General features: G+C 49.0%; 12 protein-coding genes. 1 reads left to right on the top strand and 11 read right to left on the bottom strand.

Translation table 11 applies throughout. The features are described from left to right. Window positions 1-122: 122 nt before the first annotated feature. From AC0IYG_RS15635 to AC0IYG_RS15600, 8 genes are all read right to left on the bottom strand, one after another. Complete coding sequence (locus AC0IYG_RS15635; protein WP_471712000.1) at window positions 123-1,667, bottom strand: RagB/SusD family nutrient uptake outer membrane protein; 1,545 nt, start codon at window positions 1,665-1,667, stop codon at window positions 123-125. Between the two features lie 29 nt (window positions 1,668-1,696). Next, window positions 1,697-4,801: a SusC/RagA family TonB-linked outer membrane protein gene (locus tag AC0IYG_RS15630; RefSeq protein WP_471711998.1), complete on the bottom strand. Its 3,105-nt coding sequence runs from the start codon at window positions 4,799-4,801 to the stop codon at window positions 1,697-1,699. A gap of 109 nt (window positions 4,802-4,910) precedes the next feature. After that, window positions 4,911-5,138, bottom strand: a complete 228-nt coding sequence (locus tag AC0IYG_RS15625) for a hypothetical protein (protein ID WP_471711997.1) — start codon at window positions 5,136-5,138, stop codon at window positions 4,911-4,913. Between the two features lie 117 nt (window positions 5,139-5,255). Further along, window positions 5,256-6,809 (bottom strand): glycoside hydrolase, encoded by a 1,554-nt coding sequence (locus AC0IYG_RS15620; RefSeq protein WP_471711996.1) that lies wholly within the window; start codon window positions 6,807-6,809, stop codon window positions 5,256-5,258. A gap of 64 nt (window positions 6,810-6,873) precedes the next feature. Next, the gene (locus AC0IYG_RS15615) at window positions 6,874-8,562 is read right to left on the bottom strand and encodes a RagB/SusD family nutrient uptake outer membrane protein (RefSeq protein ID WP_471711995.1); all 1,689 of its coding nucleotides are present in this window, start codon (window positions 8,560-8,562) and stop codon (window positions 6,874-6,876) included. A gap of 12 nt (window positions 8,563-8,574) precedes the next feature. Beyond that, on the bottom strand, window positions 8,575-11,709 hold the full coding sequence (locus AC0IYG_RS15610) for a SusC/RagA family TonB-linked outer membrane protein (protein ID WP_471711993.1): 3,135 nt from the start codon (window positions 11,707-11,709) through the stop codon (window positions 8,575-8,577). A 234-nt stretch (window positions 11,710-11,943) separates the two neighbouring features. Next, a complete protein-coding gene (locus AC0IYG_RS15605; protein ID WP_471711992.1) occupies window positions 11,944-16,167 on the bottom strand; it encodes a hybrid sensor histidine kinase/response regulator in 4,224 nt (1,407 codons plus the stop codon). Window positions 16,168-16,227: 60 nt separating this feature from the next. Further along, window positions 16,228-17,115, bottom strand: a complete 888-nt coding sequence (locus tag AC0IYG_RS15600; protein WP_471711990.1) for a dienelactone hydrolase family protein — start codon at window positions 17,113-17,115, stop codon at window positions 16,228-16,230. 165 nt (window positions 17,116-17,280) lie between these two features. Here AC0IYG_RS15600 and AC0IYG_RS15595 point away from each other — a divergent pair, with 165 nt between their 5' ends. Then, window positions 17,281-17,457, top strand: a complete 177-nt coding sequence (locus AC0IYG_RS15595) for a DUF3606 domain-containing protein (protein ID WP_471711988.1) — start codon at window positions 17,281-17,283, stop codon at window positions 17,455-17,457. 38 nt (window positions 17,458-17,495) lie between these two features. Here the strand turns inward: AC0IYG_RS15595 and AC0IYG_RS15590 are convergent, their stop codons facing one another. Genes AC0IYG_RS15590 through AC0IYG_RS15580 form a run of 3 tightly spaced genes read right to left on the bottom strand, consistent with a single transcriptional unit; the run spans window position 17,496 to window position 23,253 of the window. Beyond that, window positions 17,496-18,896 carry an efflux transporter outer membrane subunit gene (locus tag AC0IYG_RS15590; RefSeq protein WP_471711987.1) on the bottom strand — a complete coding sequence of 467 codons (1,401 nt, stop codon included), beginning with the start codon at window positions 18,894-18,896 and terminating at the stop codon, window positions 17,496-17,498. A gap of 38 nt (window positions 18,897-18,934) precedes the next feature. Continuing rightward, complete coding sequence (locus AC0IYG_RS15585) at window positions 18,935-22,087, bottom strand: efflux RND transporter permease subunit (RefSeq protein WP_471711986.1); 3,153 nt, start codon at window positions 22,085-22,087, stop codon at window positions 18,935-18,937. 2 nt (window positions 22,088-22,089) lie between these two features. Beyond that, the gene (locus AC0IYG_RS15580; RefSeq protein ID WP_471711985.1) at window positions 22,090-23,253 is read right to left on the bottom strand and encodes an efflux RND transporter periplasmic adaptor subunit; all 1,164 of its coding nucleotides are present in this window, start codon (window positions 23,251-23,253) and stop codon (window positions 22,090-22,092) included. Window positions 23,254-23,255 lie beyond the last annotated feature (2 nt).

Here is a 23,255-nt window from a genome sequence, read left to right as displayed (position 1 = left end):
ATAAGCGAGAAGTTGATCATTGGGTCAAAATAATGATACCAGGAACATTTAACCTGGTATCATTCCAATTTGCGATTTGTTATGTTAACGCTTTTGCACTAATTCCTGTTTTATCATCCTGACTAATAACCCGGATTTTGTGTCAGATTGGGGTTCAGGTCAATGTCGGATTGCGGAATCGGATACCATTCGTTCCGGCCTTTGACGAAATTGGTAAATTCGGGATCGCGCGAAGCCAGCTCAGGCCCAAGCTCTCCCCACCTTTGCAGATCGGCAAACCGCCAGCCTTCACCGGTGAGCTCGGTAATGCGCTCATGTTTCAGCTGCGCCAGAAATGCTTCCCTGCTCAGCCCGGGCCTTACCGCAGTCAACGGCCGCAATCCCGCACGTACCCGAACGCGATCCACATATGGGTAAGCCTGAGCGGTTTGCCCAATGCCGTTCAATGCTTCCGCATACATCAGCAGCACATCGGCATAGCGGATCAGGCGATAATTATTGGGTGAGCGGAAACCTTCTTCTGTTCTGCCGGGCTCATTGTCATTCAACTGTTTACGAAACCAAACCGTGTTGCTTTCGCCCGTATTAACCCCATATCTTGCAGCAAATGTCTGCCCGTAGACCTGCGTAAATTGCGGCCCGCGCACATCCGTGGAATCGAAGAGCAATGTCGCAGGCAGCCTGGGATCACGTGCTCCGGTTGCTGTTTTTTCCTTCTCAAATTCTGTGACCAGCCAGCGCCGTGCTGCACCGTCCGAAAACCCCACGCCTCTTGGTGCGTAGAACTGCGCGATGGAAGTCCCCGTGTTGTTAATGCGCGTTTCGTCCACATCGTCATCGGTGCTCTCATTCGGATTAAAACGGAACTGGATTTCAAAAACAGACTCTGCATTGTTTTCCGTTGATGCTTTGAAATTGTCCTGATAATTGGGCACCAGTGTGTAAATGTCCTTTCCTTCGCCCGTCACAAGCCAGCTTAGCGCATTAACTGCTTCCTGATGTTTGTTTTGCTGCAAATACGCCTTTCCAAGCAATGCATAGGCGGCTCCACGGGTGGCCCGGCCAATGTCATCTCCGGTGTAACGCACCGGCAGATTGGGCGCTGCCTCACTCAGGTCGGTCTGAACTTGTGCCCAGGCTTGCTCATTGGTCGCATTGGAAGGCCGGTCTGTGGGTTCCGATGGTTCCAGAATAAGCGGCGGACGACCGAAATACAGGGTCAGATTGAAATAAAATAATCCGCGCAGGAATTTGGCTTCCGCAATAATACGCGATTTCAGCGCCTCGTCCATTTGTATGGCCGGCACATAAGCGATTACCTGATTGGCCCTGAACACACCGATGAACAGATTTTGCCAGGTTCCTGCTGTCAGGCCTTCGTTGTAATTGGTCTGGACAAAACTCATCACGTTGTTCAGTGTAATGTCGCCGCCGGAGCCGTAACCTTCGTCGGACCGCAGCATGCCGTGGTAAAACAGGAAGCGGGAATAAAGCGTGGCGGTGCGGTGAAATGTGCTGTAAACAGCATTGATCCCCTTGATCGCGTCCGACTCACTTTTCCAGAATGAGGCAATGGTCGGATTGTTTGGATTCGGTTCGTCGAAATCCCGGTCGCAGGCCGTCGTGGCGAGCAGGACGACGATGGTTAGCAAAAATATCTTTTTCATTATAATGTCTCTTTTGATAAAAAAGGAGTTTAGAATCCGAGGTTAAGGCCGAACGAAATGATTCTCGAAGCAGGATATCCGCCCAGATCCACACCCGGTTCCAAGTTGAAGTTGGCGCCTACAACGTCGGGATCCAGTCCCGAATATTTGGTAAAAGTCAGCAGGTTCTGAGCACTCATATAGACTCTTGCGCTTCCCAATGCGACTTTTTTGGTGACAGTTTCCGGCAGTGAGTAAGACAGCTCCACATTTCTCAGCCGCAGATAAGATCCGTTTTCAAGCCAGCGATCGGTGTTTCCGCGCACATTGGAAACAATGCCCCTGTCTGCGGAAGCAGGATCGCCGGCTGCGCCCGTGGCGTAGGAAACGCCTAACCTTGGAAAATCTGTGTCTGTGTTGGTGGGCGTCCAGGGATTAATGCCGCGGCGGTAATTCGAATAGCCCATTGCATCAAGTTCGCGCAGGACATCATTGTAAATCTTTTGCCCAAAAGCGCCGTAAAACTGCACGTTCAAAGAAAAGCCACTGTATGTGCCGTTTAGAATAAGACCGGATGTGAGTTTAGGCCAGGGACTTCCTGCAAAGGTCCGGTCGCGGTCGTTAATGTCGTCCGTCGTTCCCTGATCCACGCGGTTAACGTAGCGAATGTCGCCCGGTTTCGCATAAGCGGCTTGCGCACGGTGCGCCTGCACCTCTTCGTCGCTTTGGAAAAGTCCGTCGGTCTGGATCAGATAATATTCACCGATCGAGCGGCCGACTTGTGATCGCGTGTTCCCCGACTGAATGTAGTTGCGCGGCTCACCCGTTTCTTCATCAATTCCAAGATTCCCAAGTTCCAGCACTTTGTTCCTGATCACACTGAAATTGGAAGCCACGCTCCAAGTGAACGGACCCGAGTTTTGCCGGTAACCCACTTCCAGCTCTATGCCTTTATTCTCAATAGAGCCAATGTTAACCAAAGGATCACCCTGCAAATTGCCAATGTACAAAGGCAGCGGAAGGGACAGCAACACATCTTTTGCTTTTGAGCGGAACGCATCGACCGTTATCGATAACTTGTTGTTAAACAAGGTCATATCAGCACCAATGTTGGCAGTCGCTTTTTGTTCCCACTTGATATCCTCATACACGAGCCGGGCTTGCGTTGCGCCGGGATATTCATTTTGTCCTGTGCCAAAAACGGCCCGGGGCGCCTGATTCAGGAAACCCGTGTATTGATAATTGGTTAGGTTAGCAGAACCCAGCACGCCATAAGAACCTCTCAGTTTCAGCTCGGTAATGATGTCTGATTTGAAGAATTCCTCATTGCTCAGCTTCCAGGAAACTGCGGCAGAAGGAAAATAGCCGGTCCGGTGCGCAGGTGAAAAGCGCGAGTCCTTATCTGCCCGGAAAGTCAGGGTCAGGTAATATTTCTCCGCATAACTGTAATTGATCCGGCCTAATGCGGAGCTGATCAATGTTTGCGAACGGGTTCCGGTTGCGGTCATGCCGCCGCTTGCTGAATTGATGGTGGTAAAATATTCGCCGCCATACTGACCGAGCTGCAATCTGCGTCCGCCCACATCATCGGTTCGGATGGTTTGCTGCGTGTAACCGGCCACACCATTCAGTGCATGTTTGCCAAATGTGTAATTAAAGTTTAGCGTATGCTCGAAAAGATAACTCAGGAATTGTGCACGGGTCTGTCCTACGCTGCTGAATTCTGGCGACTGGTTCCAATACCAAAGCCCTTCTCTTCTCACATCATTCACTTTATCAAAACTGGTTTCCAACCCTGCATTAAACCTGTAATTGAGCCCTTTCAGGATTTTATAATCGAGATAGGCGTTACCAAGAATTTTGAAAAAGTTGGAAGTGCTTTTTGTAATGTTATTAATGGCGATCTGATTTCTGGCAAATGAGCGGTTATTGAACGATCCAAAACCCCACCCGCCCGGATTAGAACTGCTAGCCAGATCGGCACTTTGCACGGGAATGATCGGCAGGCTGGACCAGATGTCGTACCATGCATTTCCTTCCGCAAAGCCACCCTGGAACGGCGCGTTTCTTTCCGTTGCGGAGATCATCATATTCTCACCAAATGTGAATTTGTTGCGTGATGCTTCCGTATTGATCCGCAATGCAGCCCGTTGGAAATCACGCGCTTTCAGCACGCCTTCGTCTGCAAAGTAGGAAGCGGAAATCAAGTATTTACTGTCTTTACCTCCGCCTGAAATGCTGAGGTTGTAATCCTGAATGGAGCCCGTTTGCAGAAGCTCGTCGGCCCAGTTTGTGTTGACGCTGCCATTATAATTCGCAACGCCTGGCTGCAATGCATAACCGGCTGCCTGATAAGCACGCGTGTTAGTCTCCACATATTCCTGCGCATTCATCATATCCCAGCGCTTTGGAATGGAAGAAAGCCCGTAACGTGCTGTTGCATTGACCGTTAACGTGCCTTCTTTTCCTTTTTTGGTTGTGATAATGATGACGCCATTTGCAGCGCGCGATCCGTAAATGGCGGCGGCTGAGGCATCTTTCAAAACCTGAATGGTTTCCACATCATTGGGATTCACAGTTGTATTGGCATCGGCGAACATGCCGTCAATCACATACAGCGGGCTTGCATTGCCAAATAATGTGCTTAATCCGCGGATGTTAACGACGGCTTCCTGGCCGGGCGCTCCGCCATTGCGGACCTGCACGCCGGGCGTCATGCCCTGCAATGCTTCAGGCACGGATCGCGCGATGCGCCGGTTCGTATTTTGCGCGTCGACGATTCCCGTTGCACCGGTTAGGTCTGTACGCCGGACGGACTGGTAACCGATCACCACGAACTCCTGCAAATTGCGCGCATCTTCCTGCAAAGTGATGGTGTAAGTGGATTGGTCGGTTACGGGCACGTCAGTGGGCTGGTAGCCGATGAATGTGACGCGTAATGTTTGTCCGGAGGCCGCAGCGATGGAAAATTTGCCGTCTGCATCAGAAATTGTTGCGGTGCTGGTTCCGACCAGCAGCACAGTTGCACCGGGCAGCGCTTCGCCTGCTTCGGTTTGGACTACGCCGGTCACAGTTCTGTCTTGCGCCAGCAACCGTGTGGCGACAAGCAAAACCATAACCATTTGAAACATAGCCCGAAAGGTAAAGTGTTTCATATAAGATGGACTGAAATTGTTGAATGGGACATTCCTTTTCTGGATTGAATAGAATCCTGGGGAGTGGAATTCTTATAAAAATTATGCCCAGGATTCTATTTTCGCCGCGTTATTTTCTCGGCTGGTCAGAGTTGAGTGTATCCTGTCCGGGTGTAGTTTGTTTTGTCGGATCGCTCTGGTCGATTCCTTTGCGCACATCCGTTGCATTCGTGTCTGTGCCCACTACACTAGAGTCAATGGCAGTGCCTTCGGAAGCCTGGTCCTGACCCTCATTCTTTTTTGTGCAACCCGCCAGAAACATTGCTGCCAGCGCGGCGCACATCAATTGCTTTTTCATAATTTGTTTGTTGAAGTGACAAAAAAAAACTGTACACGAAAAAATCCCGTGCACAGTAAAAATCATTCCAACAAATCGGGTCTGATGGTGAGCCCGTAATTAAGTAATTGATTTAGCTTAGTTAATAATATCTCCGATAATGGTTAAAACACTTCTTTCACCAACACTGACCACATTTCCATTTTTCGCAACGGATGGTTTTAAATCTGCCTGTGCCGAAGTTTCATATATTTTCAAATTTGCCAGCTTGAAACCCTGAGGCTTCAATTCAATTTCGGCTTTTGCACCTTGCTCATTGACAATAACCGTCACCAGCTGATTGTTCGCATTTTTGTAAGAAGAAACGAGTAAACCGTTGTTTTCTGCACCAGTTGCCACATCAATGCGGGTTGCGCCTGGGCGTACAAACCGGCTGTAATTGCCAAGTGTCCATAATATTTTCGACGACTGATAAGCGCCGTCCGTTTTGTTTTTGTCAACATATACAAGCCCGTCCTTATAATCGTACGCCGAAATGGACGTCCACCAGTGCCATGCGCTCGCATTGGCATTAACAAGGTCATTATGGATGACTTTGGCCACGTAAAGCCCTGCATCAATGCCCAAATCTTTGCCATTGCCTTTAATCTCGCCATCATTGTCGCCCAAAATACAATATTCGGACATCCAGTATTGCAGGCCGGGAACGGCTTTTGTTGCAGTCGCCAGTTCGCGTCTTTTCTGCGCAGCGGTTGCGTAAGGTGATGTTGTGAAATAACTATGGCCCGAAATAGCTTTCGTCACATTAGGCAGGTTACCAATGTAATCGGGTGAAGTTTGATTGAAGAAAGCGTTGACCTGATTTCCCCTGCCTTGTTTGTTGAAGTCTGAGGTTAAGTAATCAATTTGTCCAGCTTCGGCAATGTTGATTTTTGTGGTCAGGTTCTTTTTTGTTAAAGCGGCACTTAATGCACGTACAATGCCTGCGATTTCATTATTATAAAACGGCGTTCCTTCCTGGCCCGCATCGCTCCAGTCCCACTGCGGCTCATTTACAGGGCTGATGTGGGTAATGGTAACTCCCGCTTTTTTCTGGATTCCGCTCACGACTTCGGCCATGAATGCACCATAGCGATCGAAGTTTTCGGCTGTAAGGTTCGGTTTTCCGTTGTTGGCATAACCCTTCTTGTTCACTGTAAACTGCACAGGCGGACTGTTCGGAAAAACCAGAAATTCGCTCACTCCACGCTGTTTTGCGGCATTCAGAAACCACATCTGACCGGCTTGTTTGTTCCAGTCATAAGTTCCGTCCGCATTCATAAATGACTCTGCCCGGCGCCATTCATCCTTAATGTCACTTGCTGCGCCTTGTTCGGTGGTCCCGGCGCCAATGTTGAAACGCCACAATGAAAGTGCGATTCCCTTTGGCTGTCCGTTCGCCAATGTGTCGTTGCTGAACAGCAGATCGGCTATTGCATTTCTTTTGGCGTCCGGCCAGTTGCCGATAAACTGGCAAGCCCAGGCATCCGATCCGCCGAAGTGGCTGATGGTTTGATACGTTTTATTAATGTCAATGGTTAATGTCACCGGCTTGGCGACCGGCTTGGTCTCGGGTTCGTCGGCCGCGGAGCACGATACGGACCAAAAACTGAACAGAAGCGCAAACAATCCTTTGTGATAATGATTCAACATGTGGCTGGTTTAGGATGAATAAAAAAAGCTGAGCGGTTTTGTGTCCGCTCAGCTACAATATATATTAATACCCTGGATTTTGTTCAAGCCTGTTGTTGGAAGCCTGAATTTCCGAGCGGGGAATCGGCAGCCAGTATTGCTTTTCAGCAAATGCTTTTCCAGTCAGCGCCTCCTTCAATTTGTAGGTAAATGCACTTCCGCTTCTTCCAATCTCGATGCCATAAGCAGGAACATTTTCGGTTTGCGGAGCAATTTTCCAGCGGCGCACATCATAGTAACGGTGCTCTTCGAATGCCAGCTCAATGCGGCGTTCGTTGCGGATCCGCTCACGCATTCGCGCTTGTGTAAGTCCCGCAGGAAGCACAGGCATCATTACGCCCGGACGGCGTCTCACTGCATTAACTGCTGCATAAACCGATGCATCCGGACCAGAAGCTTCGTTTTGTGCTTCTGCGTAGTTGAGCAAAATTTCAGCATAACGGAAGTAAATCCAGGTTTGCGTTCCGGCAACGTCCCAGGGGTTGTCGATAGGAAGCGCGTCGTTCATGAATTTCTTCAAATAGTAACCCGTTTTGGACGTGTTCCAGTTGGAAGGACCGTCTTTGCTGTCTTTTCCACCCGGCGTGTAAGTCTGGATCGTGCTGCCGCGATAGGTTGCGCCATTGTAAAGAATGGTTTCGTAAAACCTTGGATCACGGCCTTTGTAAGGGTCTTGCGGATTGTAACTGGTGCCTGCATCGGTGATTTTGGAGCCGTCCATCATTTCATAATCATTGACCAGATTCTGAACCGGCACATTGCCACCCCATGCATTGTAACTGTTCGGACCATTGGCAATTTCCAGACATACGTGGCGTGCGCCAGGTGCATACAGACGTCCGAAAATGATCTCTGGGTTGTCATTTGTAATAAATAATTTCCCGTAACCGCCTGTGTAAAGGCTGTATTCGTTCAAATCCATAACAGCCTTCGCTGCTGCTGCGGCCTGAGGCCATGTTGCGGCACTGTTATAAAGCGGACTCGCGCCGTAAAGCAAGATCCTCGATTTCAATGCCAATGCACCGCCTTTGGTCACACGGCCCAGTTTCCATGCACCATTATCATTATCGAGCGGCAGCAATGCAGCGGCTTCGTCCAGCTGTGACGCAATGTAATCGACACCGGCCTTAATGTCCGAGCGGTTGAACAATTCCATGTTGGTAAGGTCGTCGCTAAGCTCATACACTTTGTCGCCAAGCAAAACGACTTCTCCGTAATTCCGAACCAGATCGTGGTAACGGAAGGCACGCAGGAATTGCAATTCTCCTTTTAAGCGGCTTTTTCTGCCTGCGCTCATGGGCACTTTATCAATGTTAGCCAACGCATAATTGATCTCGCGGATGCTTCTGTAACTTCTGCCCCAGATGGTGCCTGCGATGCCGGTGTTTTCCGGAGCGATCTGTCCGCGCTGCACGAGCCAGGTGTTGTCATCATTGTTGTAAATGGATTCGTCTGTCAAAGACGACCACATGGCATATTCAAATCCTCTTCCGAATCCGGGCAATGTTCCTTCCGCTTCTTTGTCGGTAAGGCGGGTCCCCAGGTAACGGTTGATTACGTAGGATTCAAAAAGCACCGAATCGCTCAGAATTGCAGCATCAGAAACCCGGTCTGTGGGCACCACGTCCAGGAAATTCTCCTTGCAGCCTACAAAGGTCATCGTTGCGGCAAGCAGGACGGATGCGATTGATATATTTTTTACTTGCTTTATCATATTCAATTTCAATTAAAACTTAATGTTTACACCGAGGTTCAAGATTCTCTGCTGCGGATAAAATTGTCCGCTGTTGCTGTTTCCTTCCGGGTCATAATCCTTTACACCGGTGATCGTGAACAGGTTAAATGCACTTGCATACACACGCAGCGAAGCAATTTTGATCTTGCTTAATGCATCCTTAGGAAGTGTGTAACCCACCTCAATGTTTTTCAAACGGACAAAAGAAGCGTTGTCCAACCAGAAAGTGCTGCCATACAAACCACCGTTCACAGAAGATGACGAACGTGTGTCAACCCGTGGGTAAGAACCTTCGGGATTGGATGGAGACCAGCGATTGGCTGCCCAGCTGCTGTAAAAGTTTCCAACCTGTCCCGATTCCGGAAGCACATACTGACTTACCATGCCTTGTCCAGAGAATACGATCGATGCGTCAAATGCTTTGTAACCTGCATTGAAAACCATTCCGTACGTTAATAGAGGCACATTTCCATATGGTGTCCGCGTCTGATCGTCGGCTGTAATTTCGCCGTCGCCGTTGTGGTCTTCGTAGATCAGGTCGCCTAGTTGCGCGCCTTTCAAGTGCGGATATTGATCCAGATCGGCTTGTGTACGGAAAATGCCGACAGCATTATAAAGCAGATACGTGTAAAGCGGATTACCTGTCTGGCGCTGATAATCAAGCACGCCAGGCGCTTCATCGATGAACACAATCTTACTTTTTGCATAAGTTACATTACCCGAAATGCTGTAACGGAATGTTCCGGAGCGTGAGTAACCCAATGTGGCTTCAACACCCGAGCTGTTCACTTTTCCGATATTCTGATCCGGCACCAATGGCGTATTATCATTGGTTTTGTACGGGTTAACAATTCCCGAAGTGTTTGGAATAGAAGCATTTCGTGCCGCAAGAATGTCCGAACGCTTCTGCTGGAAGTAAATGAATTCCAGGTTGAAATGTTTCAGGAAAACCGCATTGATACCCAAATCCATTTTCTTGGCAACTTCCCACGTAATGTCCGGGTTAGCAAGCTTTGTGAGGTCAATTCCGGGCGTGATTACATTGGAACCCAGCACATATTGGTTAACAAAAGAATAGTTGTTGTAATACTGGAACTGGCCCACATTATCATTACCCAAGGAACCGTAAGATGCTCTGAATTTCAGGTCGTTGATAAAACCTACGCTGCTCTTGAACCAGTCTTCTTCCGAGATGCGGTAACCAACAGAAACCGACGGGAAAAATCCGAACTGCTTGCCTTTCGGAAAAACGGACGAACCATCCACACGTGCCTGAACTTCGGCCAGATATTTTTCGCTGAAATTGTAAGCAAAACGGCCGATGAAGCTCTTACGGGTAAAGTTGTAGCTGCTTCCTGAGTTGTTCTTATCCGTTGCCGCCGCACCGCCTTGTGAAAGTTCCGGCGTAGAAACGGTCGGGAAGTTGATTCGTGAAGCGCCGAATGTAATGTTGTTCAGCTTGTTTTGCTCATAAGCCACAAATGCATTCACATTATGCTTGCCAAACTGACGCAAGAAACTCAGCCGGAGGTTTTGCGTAATGTTGGTAATGTTGATCTGCGATTGGGTCAATGAAGCCGCGCCGGCTGAACCGCCTGTTACAACCGGATTGTAAGCGGAAGTCGCCTGGTCATAACCGTAAAGCGTGTAGGGCGTGCTGAAACTTTTGGAGAAATTGAATGATTTGTCAACCGAATAAAAGCCGTCGACAGAAAGTCCTTCAACAAATGGCAAATGATAAGTTGCACGCACAATTCCGTTGAAAACCGATGTCGGGTTCACATTTGCTCCGCCCATATCCGTTCCCAGCACGACCGGATTGCTGTTTTCAACTCCGGTCGAGTAATAACCGTTCGGGTAACGCGCGATTACAGTCGGGTAAGCGCGGTAAATTGAGCGGAATGTGTTTCCAGCAGATGAGATCGGGAATTGTCTGTTTTCCTGACGTCCCGAAAGTGAAAGACTTACTGAGAAATCCTTGGTAATATTGGCGTCAATGTTCGAGCGGAAATTGTATTGCTTATACTTGGTTGCTCCCTTTTTGTATAAACCATCCTGATAAATCGTTCCCAGCGACACGTAATATTTAACGTTCTCCGTTCCGCCATTGATGCCCAGGTTATGCTGGTTTTGCAGCGCGAAATTTTTCAATGTTTCCTTCTGCCAGTTGGTGTTCGGATAGTTCAATGGGTCAGATCCGTTACGGAACTTCTCGATTTCCTCAGCCGTGTAAAACTGGTTCATGCCGCCAGCAGGGTTGTTATAATAGTCGATCTCGTTCAGGATTGTGCCATATGTAGGCGAATCAGCCAGCTTAGGCAACCGCGTTGGCGACGAAAAACCCTGATTGAAACTGTAAGAAATGACAGGCTTGCCCGTCGTTCCTCTTTTCGTTGTAACCAAAATAACGCCATTCGCAGCGCGGCTTCCGTAAACGGCAGCGGATGCATCTTTCAGGATCGAGATGCTTTCAATGTCATTCGGGTCAAGACGTTCAAGTCCGCCCACCTGGCCTGGAATTCCGTCTACAACCACAAGCACATCATTGTTTCCTGTTGAAGCAAATCCGCGGATTGTATAGCTGGAACCATCATAACCCGGCTCTCCGCCGCGGTTGTTGGCTACAAATCCTGAAAACCGGCCAGCCAGTGAGTTGGAAAGGTTAGGCTGCGGGCTTTTGACAATGTCTGCACCTTTCACTTCCGAAACAGATCCGGTTAATGTTGCTTTTTTCTGCGTTCCGTAACCCACAACGACGATCTCATCGAGTGTCTTGTCATTGGTAAGCAGCGTCACGTCAATCACGCTGCGGTTGGTCACCGCGATTTCCTGATTTACATAACCAATATAGGTGAACACAAGCGTTCCGTTTCCGTCGGTGAGGCTGAGCGAATATTTCCCGTCAACGTCCGTGGTTGTTCCGGTTGATGTCCCTTTTAAAATGACACTTGCGCCCGGCAATGCGTCGCCATTATCGCCTGTGACGGTCCCCTTCACCACGAAGGCTGTCTGCGCCACACTGCACAGCGAAGTCATGGCCATCAGCAGTGCCAGGATCATTTGCTTGGCGCGCAGGTTGCCAGAGGAGCCCGGCATCGCGCTGCTTTTTTGAAAAGATTTCTTCATAAATCAATTGTAAATAATGAATAATTGGCTGTCCGATCTAAACTTACGGGGTGCGCAGTTTTATAAATCGACCAATCAAAAGTATGATTATTTGTATTTGCAGGGCGGGGGGCATTCTCACATTAAAGAGGGGGCAAATCAATAAAAAGGCCCTGATTTGGAAAAAATCAGGGCCTTTCGATAAATAACTTGCTACGCAATAATACTATTATCCAATTTTCGACTCAAAAAACTTCAATTATCCAATTTGTTCTGAAAAACACCCCGATTCATCTGAACACTGACATGGAACGGGTTTCTGAACTTCTTGACATATTCCGAAGGCTTCATACCGAACAATTTATTGAACTGCTCACGGAAATATTTAATGTCATTGATTCCGACCTGATACGATGCTTCTGAGATTGTAATGTCGGTTGTGATCAGGATCTGGGCGGCGCGGCGCAGCCTTAAAAAACGGATGAAAGCATTGGTGGATTGACCTGAAATGGACTTGATCCGGTTATAGATCGTCGAATGGCTCATGCCCAGTTCCGCAGCCAGCACTTTGATGGAAAAGTCGGGATCCGTGAGGTGATTTTCAACTACGCGGATGCACTCTTTCAGAAAATCCTTGTATTCCGACGAGATTTTGAAATCGCTTGCCTGCAATGTGATCTCGTTATAAAAGTAACGTTGCAGGTCGTTCCGGTTTTTCAGGATCGCATTCACCCGCGCCACGAGCATGGCTTTGTCAAATGGCTTGCTGATGTAGTCGTCCGCTCCGCCTTCAATGCCCTTCAATCTGGATTCCTGAGAAGTGCTGGCCGTCAATAAAACCACGGGAATATGGCTCAGCGTCACGTCAGCTTTGATCTGGCTGCACATATCAATGCCGCTGATGCCCGCCATCATCACATCGCTGATCACAATGTCGGGCATGTGCTTACGGACAAGCGCGAGGCCGTCTTCTCCGTTTTCGGCCTGCAAAAGCTTGAAATCGTTTGCAAAAGCTTGTCCGATATATTGGCGAATGTCCGCATCGTCTTCCACAATCAGCATCGATTTGACGTCTGAGCTGAGTTCGTCCATGATCATCTGCTGGCTGGAAATAGCCGCTGAACCAAGCAAAACATCCCCTTCTGAAAGCTCTTCCAGCAACACAGAATTGCCTTCTGAGGAATCAACGGGCCGTTGTCCGCCAATTAATTCCGGGTGTGATTTGTGCAGCAAAACCTTGAATGCAGTGCCTTTTCCAATTTCTGAATCAAATGTTATTTTACCAAAATGGCTGTCTACAAATGTCTTGGTAAGATAAAGTCCGATACCAAAACCACCTTTTGAAGGTGAGCGGCTGTCCTGAAACTGATGGAAAACGGAATAAACACTGTCGCGCGCTTCTTCGGGAATGCCCTGACCGGTGTCCGTTACGGTGATTTCGACCTGTTCATCCAACTCGCTGATTTCCATGCTGACACTGCCGTTTCGGGGTGTGTATTTGATGGCATTGGAAATGAGATTAAAAAGCGCAATTTCAATTTTCTCCCGATCGGCAACGATTTCGAGATCATCACTGCTGCTATGAAATGTGTAAGTCACATTCCGCTGCTCCGCCTGGTGCGTAAAATGCTGAAAAACCTCCAATCCGAGCTTGGTAATGTTGCAAACAACCGGATTAAGCTTATCCGCATGCAAATCCGCCTTTCTGAAAAGCAGCAGCTGATCCACAAGGCTGAGCAATCGTTTTGCATTTCTGTAAACAATGTTCAGACTTTCCTGATCGGCACTGCGGTGGTCCATTTTAAGCAAAAGCTCTCGCACGGGATTGATAATCAATGTCAAAGGCGTCCGGAACTCATGCGAAATGTGTGTAAAGAATGCGAGCTTCTTCTCGTTGAGCTCCTTCTCTTTTTGCGTTTCAAAATGCGCAAGCTGGACCTGATATTTCAGCTCGGCTTGTCTCATTTTATATTGCTGATAATAGTAAATCAATGCTGCCGCAATGCCCATATAAAGCAGATATGCCCAAATGGTGCGATACCAGGGCGGCAAAATGTGCACACGCAACGCTGCATAATCTTCAAACCAGACTCCATCCTGATTAGCCGCTTTCACCTTGAATGTGTAGTCACCCGCGGGCAAATAGCGGTAAGTCGCGGACCGCTCATTTTTGACATAGTTCCAGTCATTATCAAGGCCTTCCATCTTGTATGCAAAGCTGTTCAACTCCGGATAAGCGTAGTTAAGCGCGGTGTAGGCAATGGTAAATACGGACTGGTTTGGCTGCAATGTAATCTCCTGCTGATCAGAAATCTGACTATCCAGGATTACTTCGCCATCCTTTTCATCCCCTACTGCAACATTCTGCCCAAAAAGAGCCAGTCCGCTGAGCATGATCTCCGGTTTGAATTTCGAAGGTTTGATTTCGGCAGGATAAAACAGGTTCCAGCCTTGGGTGCCACCAAAAACCATGAACCGTTCCTTTATATTGTATAAGGCCGAATTGGGATTAAATTGCCCGCCCTGCAAGCCGTTACTTTGATTAAAGTGGTCTATTTTGTTCGTTTTCAGGTCAATGCGGGAAAGCCCTTTATTTGTGCTGATCCACATCCGGTCCGGACTCTCGGGCTGAATGGCATAAATTACATCATTAGCAAGGCCGTTCTTTTCTGTAAAATGCTTCGAAGTGCGCTCCCTTGGATTGTAGATCACGAGCCCGTTTCCCTCCGAACCAATCCAAAGCCGTTCTCTGGCATCAAAGTATAAGGAGAAAATAATACGGTTGGATAAGTAAACGGAGCCTTTCGGATCATTGAGAACAGACGTAAACTTCATACGCCATACGTCCAGGTGGTTAAGCCCGCCGCCATAGGTTCCGATCCACAAATTACCCGCCTGATCTTCCGCAATGGCACGCACATCATTGGAATTAATGCTGCTGTTTCTCGTAATGAATTGTGAAAACTTGCCCGTTTCCGGATTCATTCGGGCCAGTCCTCCCCCATTCGTGCCGACCCAGATATTTCCTTTTTTGTCCTCATAAATAACCCGGACATCGTTTTTTGGCAAACTGGCCGGGTCGTTGGGGTTGTTTGCAAATTGGGTAAATGAGTCATTAGCAGCATTGTAACGAAACAGGCCTTTGGAGTAAGTCCCAAACCACAAAGTGCCGTCCCTGCCGCGGTGGGCCGCAATGACGGCGCCGTCGGTCAGTGCGCCGGGTGCGTCGCTGGGTTTGTAATGCTTGATAATTTCGCCGCTGCTTTTGGTTTTATAAATCCCGTCGCCGTCGGTGCCCAGCCACAAATTGCCATCATTATCGACGCACATTCCATAGTAACGCAAATAACTTTCAGCACGCGAATCCTGGATTTTGGTTGCAAAGCTCCTGAACTTTTCGGGTATGCTGCTGATCAGATAAACGCCTTCCCCATAAGTCCCGAGCCAGACATTCTTGTCACGATCCATGTAAATGGCCTGAACAGATCGTCTGGTAATGCCTTGATTCTGAGAATCATTAACTTTTACAAAATCATAATCGGCTGGATTTCGGCCGGCAACCTGATCCAAATCCATGCTGTAAAGTCCGCCGTCCTGCAACCCGACGAGCAATTGTTTCCGGTCATTTTCCTGGATTGCGAGATAAATGTCGCTGCGCAAATTGGCTGCCAAATGCAGCACATGAAACCGCGCGTCGGCACGTTTGAAAAGGATTAAACCACGGGCAGAAGCGATCCAGATGTTGTGTAAATGATCTTCAAAAATGCCGTTGATGCGGGTGGAAGGGATATTTTGCAGGTTAAGCGCTGCTTTTTGAAGCTTTCTGTTTTTACCAATCTTAAAAACCTCAATGCCCGACTCGCGCGTGCCCAGCCACAAAAACCCGTGTGAATCTTCAAAGGCATTCAACACGGAATTTGTTTTCAGTCCGGGGAGCGTGCTTTGATTATAGTAGGTGAATTTGCCTGTTTTTTTATTAAAAAGCGCGAATCCCGAACCATTCAATGAAACCCAGAGGTTGCCGTCGGCGGCTTGCGAAATGTCACTCACATCGCTTCCCGTCGCACTTGGCCCGGGTTCAGGAACATGCCTTTTGAAGATCTCTTTTTCGGCAACGAATTCATTTAACCCATTGCGGGAAGTGGTAAAAATAGTGCCGTCGCGATCGCGAAAAACAGATTTCACATAGTTTCCGGACAGACTTTGCGGATCGTCGGGATTGTTTTTAAAAACTTTAAAAGTGGTGCCATCGAAGCGGTTAAGGCCGTCTCCGGTGGCAAACCACATTAATCCGTCATTGTCCTGAACAATGCTGTTGACGATGCCGAAGGACAATCCCTGGCTCAGTGAATATTGTAAAACCCTGCCGCTTTCTCCGGCTATTGTAAAACCGGAAATGCAGTGCAGCAGGCATAAAATCAACGTAAATCTTCTCTTATCGGCCCCAAATCTTGCCACAGTCATAGCGCAACCTTTCATGATCCAAAGTTACGCGTTTTATAACTTCAAAAGCAGTGGAATGTTGTGCGCCGAAAAGGGCTAGCTCAGTTTCTCTTTAAAAAAATCGACCGTCCGTTTCCAGGCCAGTTCCGCGGCGGCTTTGTCGTAGCGCGGCGTCGTGTCATTATGAAACCCGTGGTTCACATCCGGATACATATAAGCGGTGTAATCCTTCTTGTTTTCCTTCAAAGCGGCTTCATATGCGGGCCAGCCTTCATTAACGCGCGCATCCAGACTTGCATAATGCAACAATAGCGGCGCTTTGATTTTGGGAACATCTTCCACAGCTGGTTGTCCACCATAAAAAGGAACAGACGCCGCCAGATCAGGAATGCGCACGGCCATCATATTGGCAATGCCGCCGCCAAAGCAGAAGCCTACGACGCCGATTTTACCATTGCAGTCTTTGTGGTTTTTCAAATATTCATATGCAGCAATAAAATCTTCCTGCATCTCATTGCGGTCTCGCTTGCTCTGCATTTCCCTGCCCTGATCATCATTGCCGGGATAACCACCCAACGGCGTCAAAGCGTCCGGTGCCAAGGAAATAAAACCAGCCAATGCAGCGCGTCTTGCCACATCTTCAATGTGCGGATTGAGGCCGCGGTTTTCGTGTACAACCACAACGCCGCCCAGTTTGCCGGCTGCGCCCTCTGGCTTGGATAGCAGTGCTTTAATGGATTTTCCGCCTTTTGGAGAATCGTAAGTAATGTAATCGGACTTCAACCGCGGATCATTGGCCTGCACTTGAATGGCTCCCTGATAATCCGGCATCAGGAAACTCATCAGCGACGCAACGGTAATGCCGCCGACCGCATATGCAGATAGATTTTGCATAAAATTTCGCCTGTCGATCCGGTCGTGCGCGTAGTCGTCGTACAGGTCAAAAACTTCCTGCTTAATGTCTTCTTTTCTAATCTCGTCCATGTATCTTTTTAGTTTAGTCAAATAATTTGCTGGCCAATTGTTACTGCTCAACATTAATGGATCAAAGTGCGGTAACACGCCGGTTTACTCAATGCAATGTTGGCCCAAATATGCTTCGGTATGACTTTTTTAATTGGTTGGCATCACTAAAACTTCACAACAGACATGGCAGACGATAAAACCAAGAAAGGACCGGCTGACAGCAGCCGCATTAACATTAGCGAAGATTACGAAATTGCCTATTGGACAGATGCATTAGGCGTCTCGAAAGAAAAACTGGAAGACGCCGTGAAGCAAGTGGGGCCTTCCGTAAAAGCGGTGAAAGAGCATCTTAATAAATAGTGTTTGATTCGCTAAGGTGCAGGTCTTTTTCATTAGGATCATTGCGCCGCAGTCCAGCCGCCTCCGAGCGACCGGTAAAGATTAACGACCGCCTGCAGTCTTTGCAGCCGGTCGTTAACACCGCCGAGCTGTGCTTGCAATAAGCTTTGTCTTGCCGTGATCACTTCCGTATAATTGGCAAAACCATTTCTCAAAAGCTCCTGAGAATAGGCAACGGATTTTTCCAAAGCAATCACCTGATTTCGCCTGATATTCATTTTTTCCAATGCATTATTATGCAAAGACATCGCGTCCGACACCTGCTGACCGGCCGTTAGTAATGTATTTTGAAAGTTTAACAATGCTTCCTGCTGCTGCGCTCTGGCCACTTCAAGCCGCGTCCGGTTGGCGCGCTGGTTGAAAATCGGCTGTGCTAGACCTGCGCCAATGCTTGCGGCGACGGAAACCGGATTGAGCAGCTGCGCGATGTCCAGGGCAGAGTAACCCGTTGATCCGGTGATCGTAAATGCCGGATAAAAGTAAGTGCGGGCAACATTGGTCAACTCAAAATAATAACGAAAATTCAACTCGGCTTGCTGCACATCGGGTCTGTTCGCCAGCAACCTGGACGACACGCCGGTTTGCAGCACTTCCACCGTATCCTGTCCGTCGAGTGCACCGCGTCTGACGGCATTAGGCGGCGTGCCGAGCAAAATACTCAATGCATTTTCAGTTTCCCTGACTTGCTGTCGCAGATCAGGAATGGTCACTTCGGCAACATAACGCTGTGCTTCGCTTTGGACAACGGCGGCTTCGGTCACAATGGCTGCCTCCTTCAATTCGCGCATAGCCAGCACGGTTGTGTCCCAGTTGGAAACGGTTTGCTGCGTAATGATCAACTGCTGATCCAGCGCCAGCAGGGTGTAATAATAATTGGCAATGTCAGCCACAAGACTGGTTTGCACCGCCCTCGCTCCTGCCTGTGATTGCAGCAAACTCGCAAAACTGGCCCTTCTGCTGCTCCTGAGCTTGCCCCAAATATCGGCTTCCCAGCTTCCGGCCAGTCCGAGCGTGAACTGCGTCGCACCCGTCCTGATCCCAAATCCCTGCGCTTCCGAAAGTTTAGATTCTGTGACTCCCGCATTGCCGCTTAACACCGGATAAAACGCTGCTCTGCTCTGCCTGTAATAAGCCTCAGCTTGCTCAATGCGTGTGTAAGCAGCCCGTAAGTCGAGGTTTCGGTTGATGCCGTCGCTGATCAGCCTTTGCAAAATCGTGTCAGTAAAAAGCTGGTTCCAGGGAACATTGGCGAGGCCCGTCGTATCGTTTGTTGCTACGTCCCGGAACAAATTATCGGTTTGCACTTGGGGCATTTCATAGTTTCGCGTCACCTTGCAAGAGGCGATCAGCATGCCCGTCAGGCAAAAAATAATTAGCAGTTTCAATTCTCTATTTTGCATAATCCGCGTGTTAAATCCGTATTTGCAACCATTCGAAATCATTCTTCCAACTTTCTTTTTCTCTCTGCCACTTCTTCCGGCGTGCCGCTGATCCGCTCCTGCAATGATTGAAAAACAATGTAAAGGACAGGGATAACGAACACCCCTACGAGCGTCCCGATTAGCATTCCCCCAACTGCGCCTGTGCCTATGGAGCGGTTACCGGTTGCCCCCGCTCCTTTTGCCACCATCAGCGGCACCAAACCCAGAATAAATGCGAATGATGTCATCAGGATCGGTCTCAACCGGGCTTCGGCTCCTTCCACCGCAGCCTGCACGAGCGCCATGCCGTGCCGCCTCCGCTCAACGGCGAATTCCACGATTAGGATAGCGTTTTTGGCCAAAAGTCCGATGAGCATGATGAGCGTGATTTGCAGATAAATGTTGTTTGTTATGCCAAAAAGGCTCGCAAAAATGAAGGCACCAGCCAAACCGATGGGCAGTGACAAAAGCACCGCAAATGGGAGAATGTAACTTCCGTATTGAGCGCTGAGCAGCAGATAAACGAACAATATCACGAGCAGAAAGATGAACAGCGTTTGTCCGCCAGCCGCAATTTCTTCGCGTGTCATTCCCGAAAATTCATAGCCATAACCAGCAGGAAGCACTTCCGCAGCTACTTCCTGAATGGCCGCAATTGCATCGCCTGAGCTGTAATCTGCATTGGGCGAGCCCGTTATGCCGATGGATGTAAAGAGGTTGAACCGGGAAATGGATTGGGGACCATAAACTCTTTTAAGGTTGATAAAACCCGTGATAGGCGCCATTTGCCCGCTGGCATTTCTGACGTAAACATTGCTCAATCCCTGCGGATTGGCCCTGGCGGCCGCTTCTGCCTGATACATGACCCGGAATTGTTTGCCAAACTGATTAAAATTGGACGCATACACGCCTCCGTAATAACCCTGCATCGTGCTCATAATGTCGTTCACGGTGATGCCCGCAACTTTGGCCTTGGCAACATTGACGTCGATCTGATATTGTGGAAAATTGACATTGAAAGAGGTGGACGCGAACTGGATCTCGGGACGCTGGTTGAGTGCTGCAATAAAGTCGTTGCCTACTTTGGAAAATATCGCAATGTCACTTCCGCTGCGATCTTGCAATTGAAATTCAAAACCACCCGATGTTCCGAAACCCTGGATTGTGGGCGGTGCGAAAAAAATGATCTTCGCGTCCCGGATGCCGCTTGTCTTGGCAAATAATTTACCAATAATAGACTGCACATCCTGCCCCTTCCCGCCGCGCTCGGCCCAGGGTTTCAGACGCATTACGACCATTCCGTAATTGCTCCCTACGCCACTAATCATCCCGCGCCCGGTGATTTTCAGAATGTTCTGGATCTCCGGAATGGTGCGCGCTATGGCCTCCACTTGTGTTGTCATGATTTCGGTGCGCTCGGTGGATGCGGATGGCGGCAAGGCAATGTCGGCCATGATGGAACCGGTGTCTTCACCCGGCACAAATGCGGAGGGCGTGGTGCGGAGGAGGAAAACGAACAGCCCGGCGAACACGAGAATGATCACTGCGCTAACCCAGCGCTTGCCGATCAGGAAGGTGACGGACTGCTTGTATTTATTTGTCGTTTTTTCAAAACCCCGGTTGAAGCCCGCATAAAATCTTTGTAAAACACTCTTCTTGTGCTCCTCATGCACTTCGTGTGGTTTTAGAAAAATGGCGCAAAGGGCCGGGCTCAGCGTAAGCGCATTAACGGCTGATAATATGATGGCAATGGCGAGCGTAAGGCCAAATTGTTTATAAAAAACCCCTGATGAACCCTGAATAAAACTAACCGGCACAAAAACCGCCGCCATAACCAGCGTGATCGAAATGATGGCCCCCGAAATTTCGGACATTGCATCTTTGGTGGCTTTCAAGGCGGATGTATAGCCTTGGTCGAGCTTGGCGTGAACTGCTTCTACGACAACTATGGCGTCATCCACGACGATCCCGATTGCCAGCACCAAGGCAAAGAGCGTGAGCAAGTTGATTGTAAAACCGAAGATTAAAAGGAAGAAAAACGTTCCTACAATGGCCACAGGCACAGCAATGGCCGGAATGAGTGTGGAACGAAAATCTTGCAGAAAAATAAATACGACGATAAACACGAGCACAAACGCTTCAATTAGCGTGTGGATCACTTTGGAAATGGAAGCGTCAAGGAAATCGTTGGCATTGATGAGCGTTACATATTTAATGCCGGGGGGAAACGATTTGGCTGCCTGTTCTAAAACCGCCAGACTTCCTTCAATCACTTCTTTTGCATTGGAACCGGCCGTCTGGTTTATGGAAACACCCACCGAAGGTTTGCCATTTGTTGTTGTGCTGCTGGAATAACTGAGTGCGCCCAGCTCAATCCGTGCAATGTCCCGGAGCCGCAGGATTTGCCCGCCGGAAGTGGCTTTGACTACGACGTCCTGAAACTCGGAAGCATCCCTGAGTCTGCCTGTATATTTGATCACATACTGGAACGACTGCGATCCCTGCTCTCCGAATTGGCCGGGCGCTGCTTCAATGTTCTGTTCGGCTAGGGCAGCACTTACGTCTGACGGGACGAGTCCGTGCGTGGCCATGACGTCCGGCCTGAGCCAAATCCGCATCGAATAATCCATCCGCCCAAATGCCGCAGACTCTCCCACGCCCGTGACGCGCTTGATTAACGGAACAAGGTTTATTTCAGCATAATTTTGGAGAAATGTCTGGTCATAAGCCGGATTATCGCTGTAAAGTGAGAAAATAACGAGGTTACTGCTCTGACTTTTGGCTGTGGTAACCCCGGAACGGATGACTTCCGCAGGCAAAAGTGCGGTGGCGCGGGCAACCCGGTTCTGAACGTTTACTGATGCAAGGTCAGGATCGGTGCCGAGTTTGAAATTGACCGTAATGCGTGCGGTTCCATCATTGCCGGCTGCCGAGGTCATGTAAGTCATATTTTCCACACCATTAATCTGTTCTTCAAGCGGCACGATGACGCTGTTCAGGACCACATCCGCATTGGCTCCCTGATAAGAAGTGGAAACGACAACCGTGGGCGGCGCGATCTCGGGATATTGGGCGATGGGCAATGACAGCAATCCCAGCACACCCAAAATGACAATAAGAATAGAGATGACCGTAGAAAGTACAGGCTGGTCTATAAATCGATTGAACATAACTATTGGTTTTGAACATACACACTATCGGCCGCGACGGGTTTCGGAACAATCTTAGCCCCTTCGCGAAGCGTTGCAACGCCTTCCAGCACGATCTTATCCCCAGCCGCAAGGCCTTTTTCCACGACAAAAAACTGCCCGTCACTATTCTCGCGAACGCTTACTTCGGTGCTTGTGACCGTTCCGTCGGCGCCGACGCGGTAGACAAATCTTTTGCCCTGGATCTCATAAGTGGCTTTTTGCGGGATCACAATGGCGGAATCTAACTTTGTAGGAATGCGGATGACGCCGCTGCTTCCGCTCCTGACAATGCTGCCCGGATTTGGAAAAGTTGCTCTTACCCGCACGGATCCGGTTTCTACATTAATGGAACCGCTCGTGGCCTCGATCCGGCCTTTCTCGGGAAACTCGGCACCGTTGGCCAGCACGAGTGAAACGGGCGGCATGGTTGCGAGCCGGGCCTGCGTTGTTGCTCCTTTTGTATTTTTGCTAAATTCCAAAACTTGCTTTTCGTTGATCGAGAAGTAAGCATAAATGTTACCAATGTTGGAAACTGTGGTGAGCGGCTGCGGCGTGTTGCTGTTGACCAGACTTCCTATTTTATATGGAATGGACCCGATAATGCCGTTGACCGGACTTGTTATGCGTGTATAACCGAGGTTTGTCCGGGCGTTTGCAAGGGCTGCGTATGCCTGTGCAAGTGCAGCTTGTTTGGCTTGTAAATTAAACTCTGCGGATTCGAGCTCGTATTTGCTGATGATTTTTTTCTCCACCAACGGCCGCACCTTATTGACATTCATTTCGGCTGAATTTACATCTGCCTGGTTAATCTTAATGTTCGCCTCGGCCGTCCGCACTTCCTGTTCATACTCCGGTGCGCTGATCATGAAAATCGGCTGTCCTTTTCTGACTGCCGCGCCTTCGTCTACAAAGATCTTTTCGATGAATCCGTCGATCTTGGGACGGATCTCAATGTCCTGCTGCCCTTCGATCGTGGCCGGATATTCGCTGTTTAATGTGATGGACCTCAGGCCCAAAGCCAGCACAGCGTAAGCCTTGGGCGTGTCGGCATTGCTGGCCTGCTGTTTCTGATTATCCTTGCATGAAATGAGCGCAAACAGTGTCAAAAAAACGATCGTGCGCGGGAGCTTTAATCCTGGATACATAC

This window comes from Dyadobacter sp. AC419 (assembly GCF_979253085.1).
This window is presented reverse-complemented; position numbering and strand designations above follow the sequence as displayed.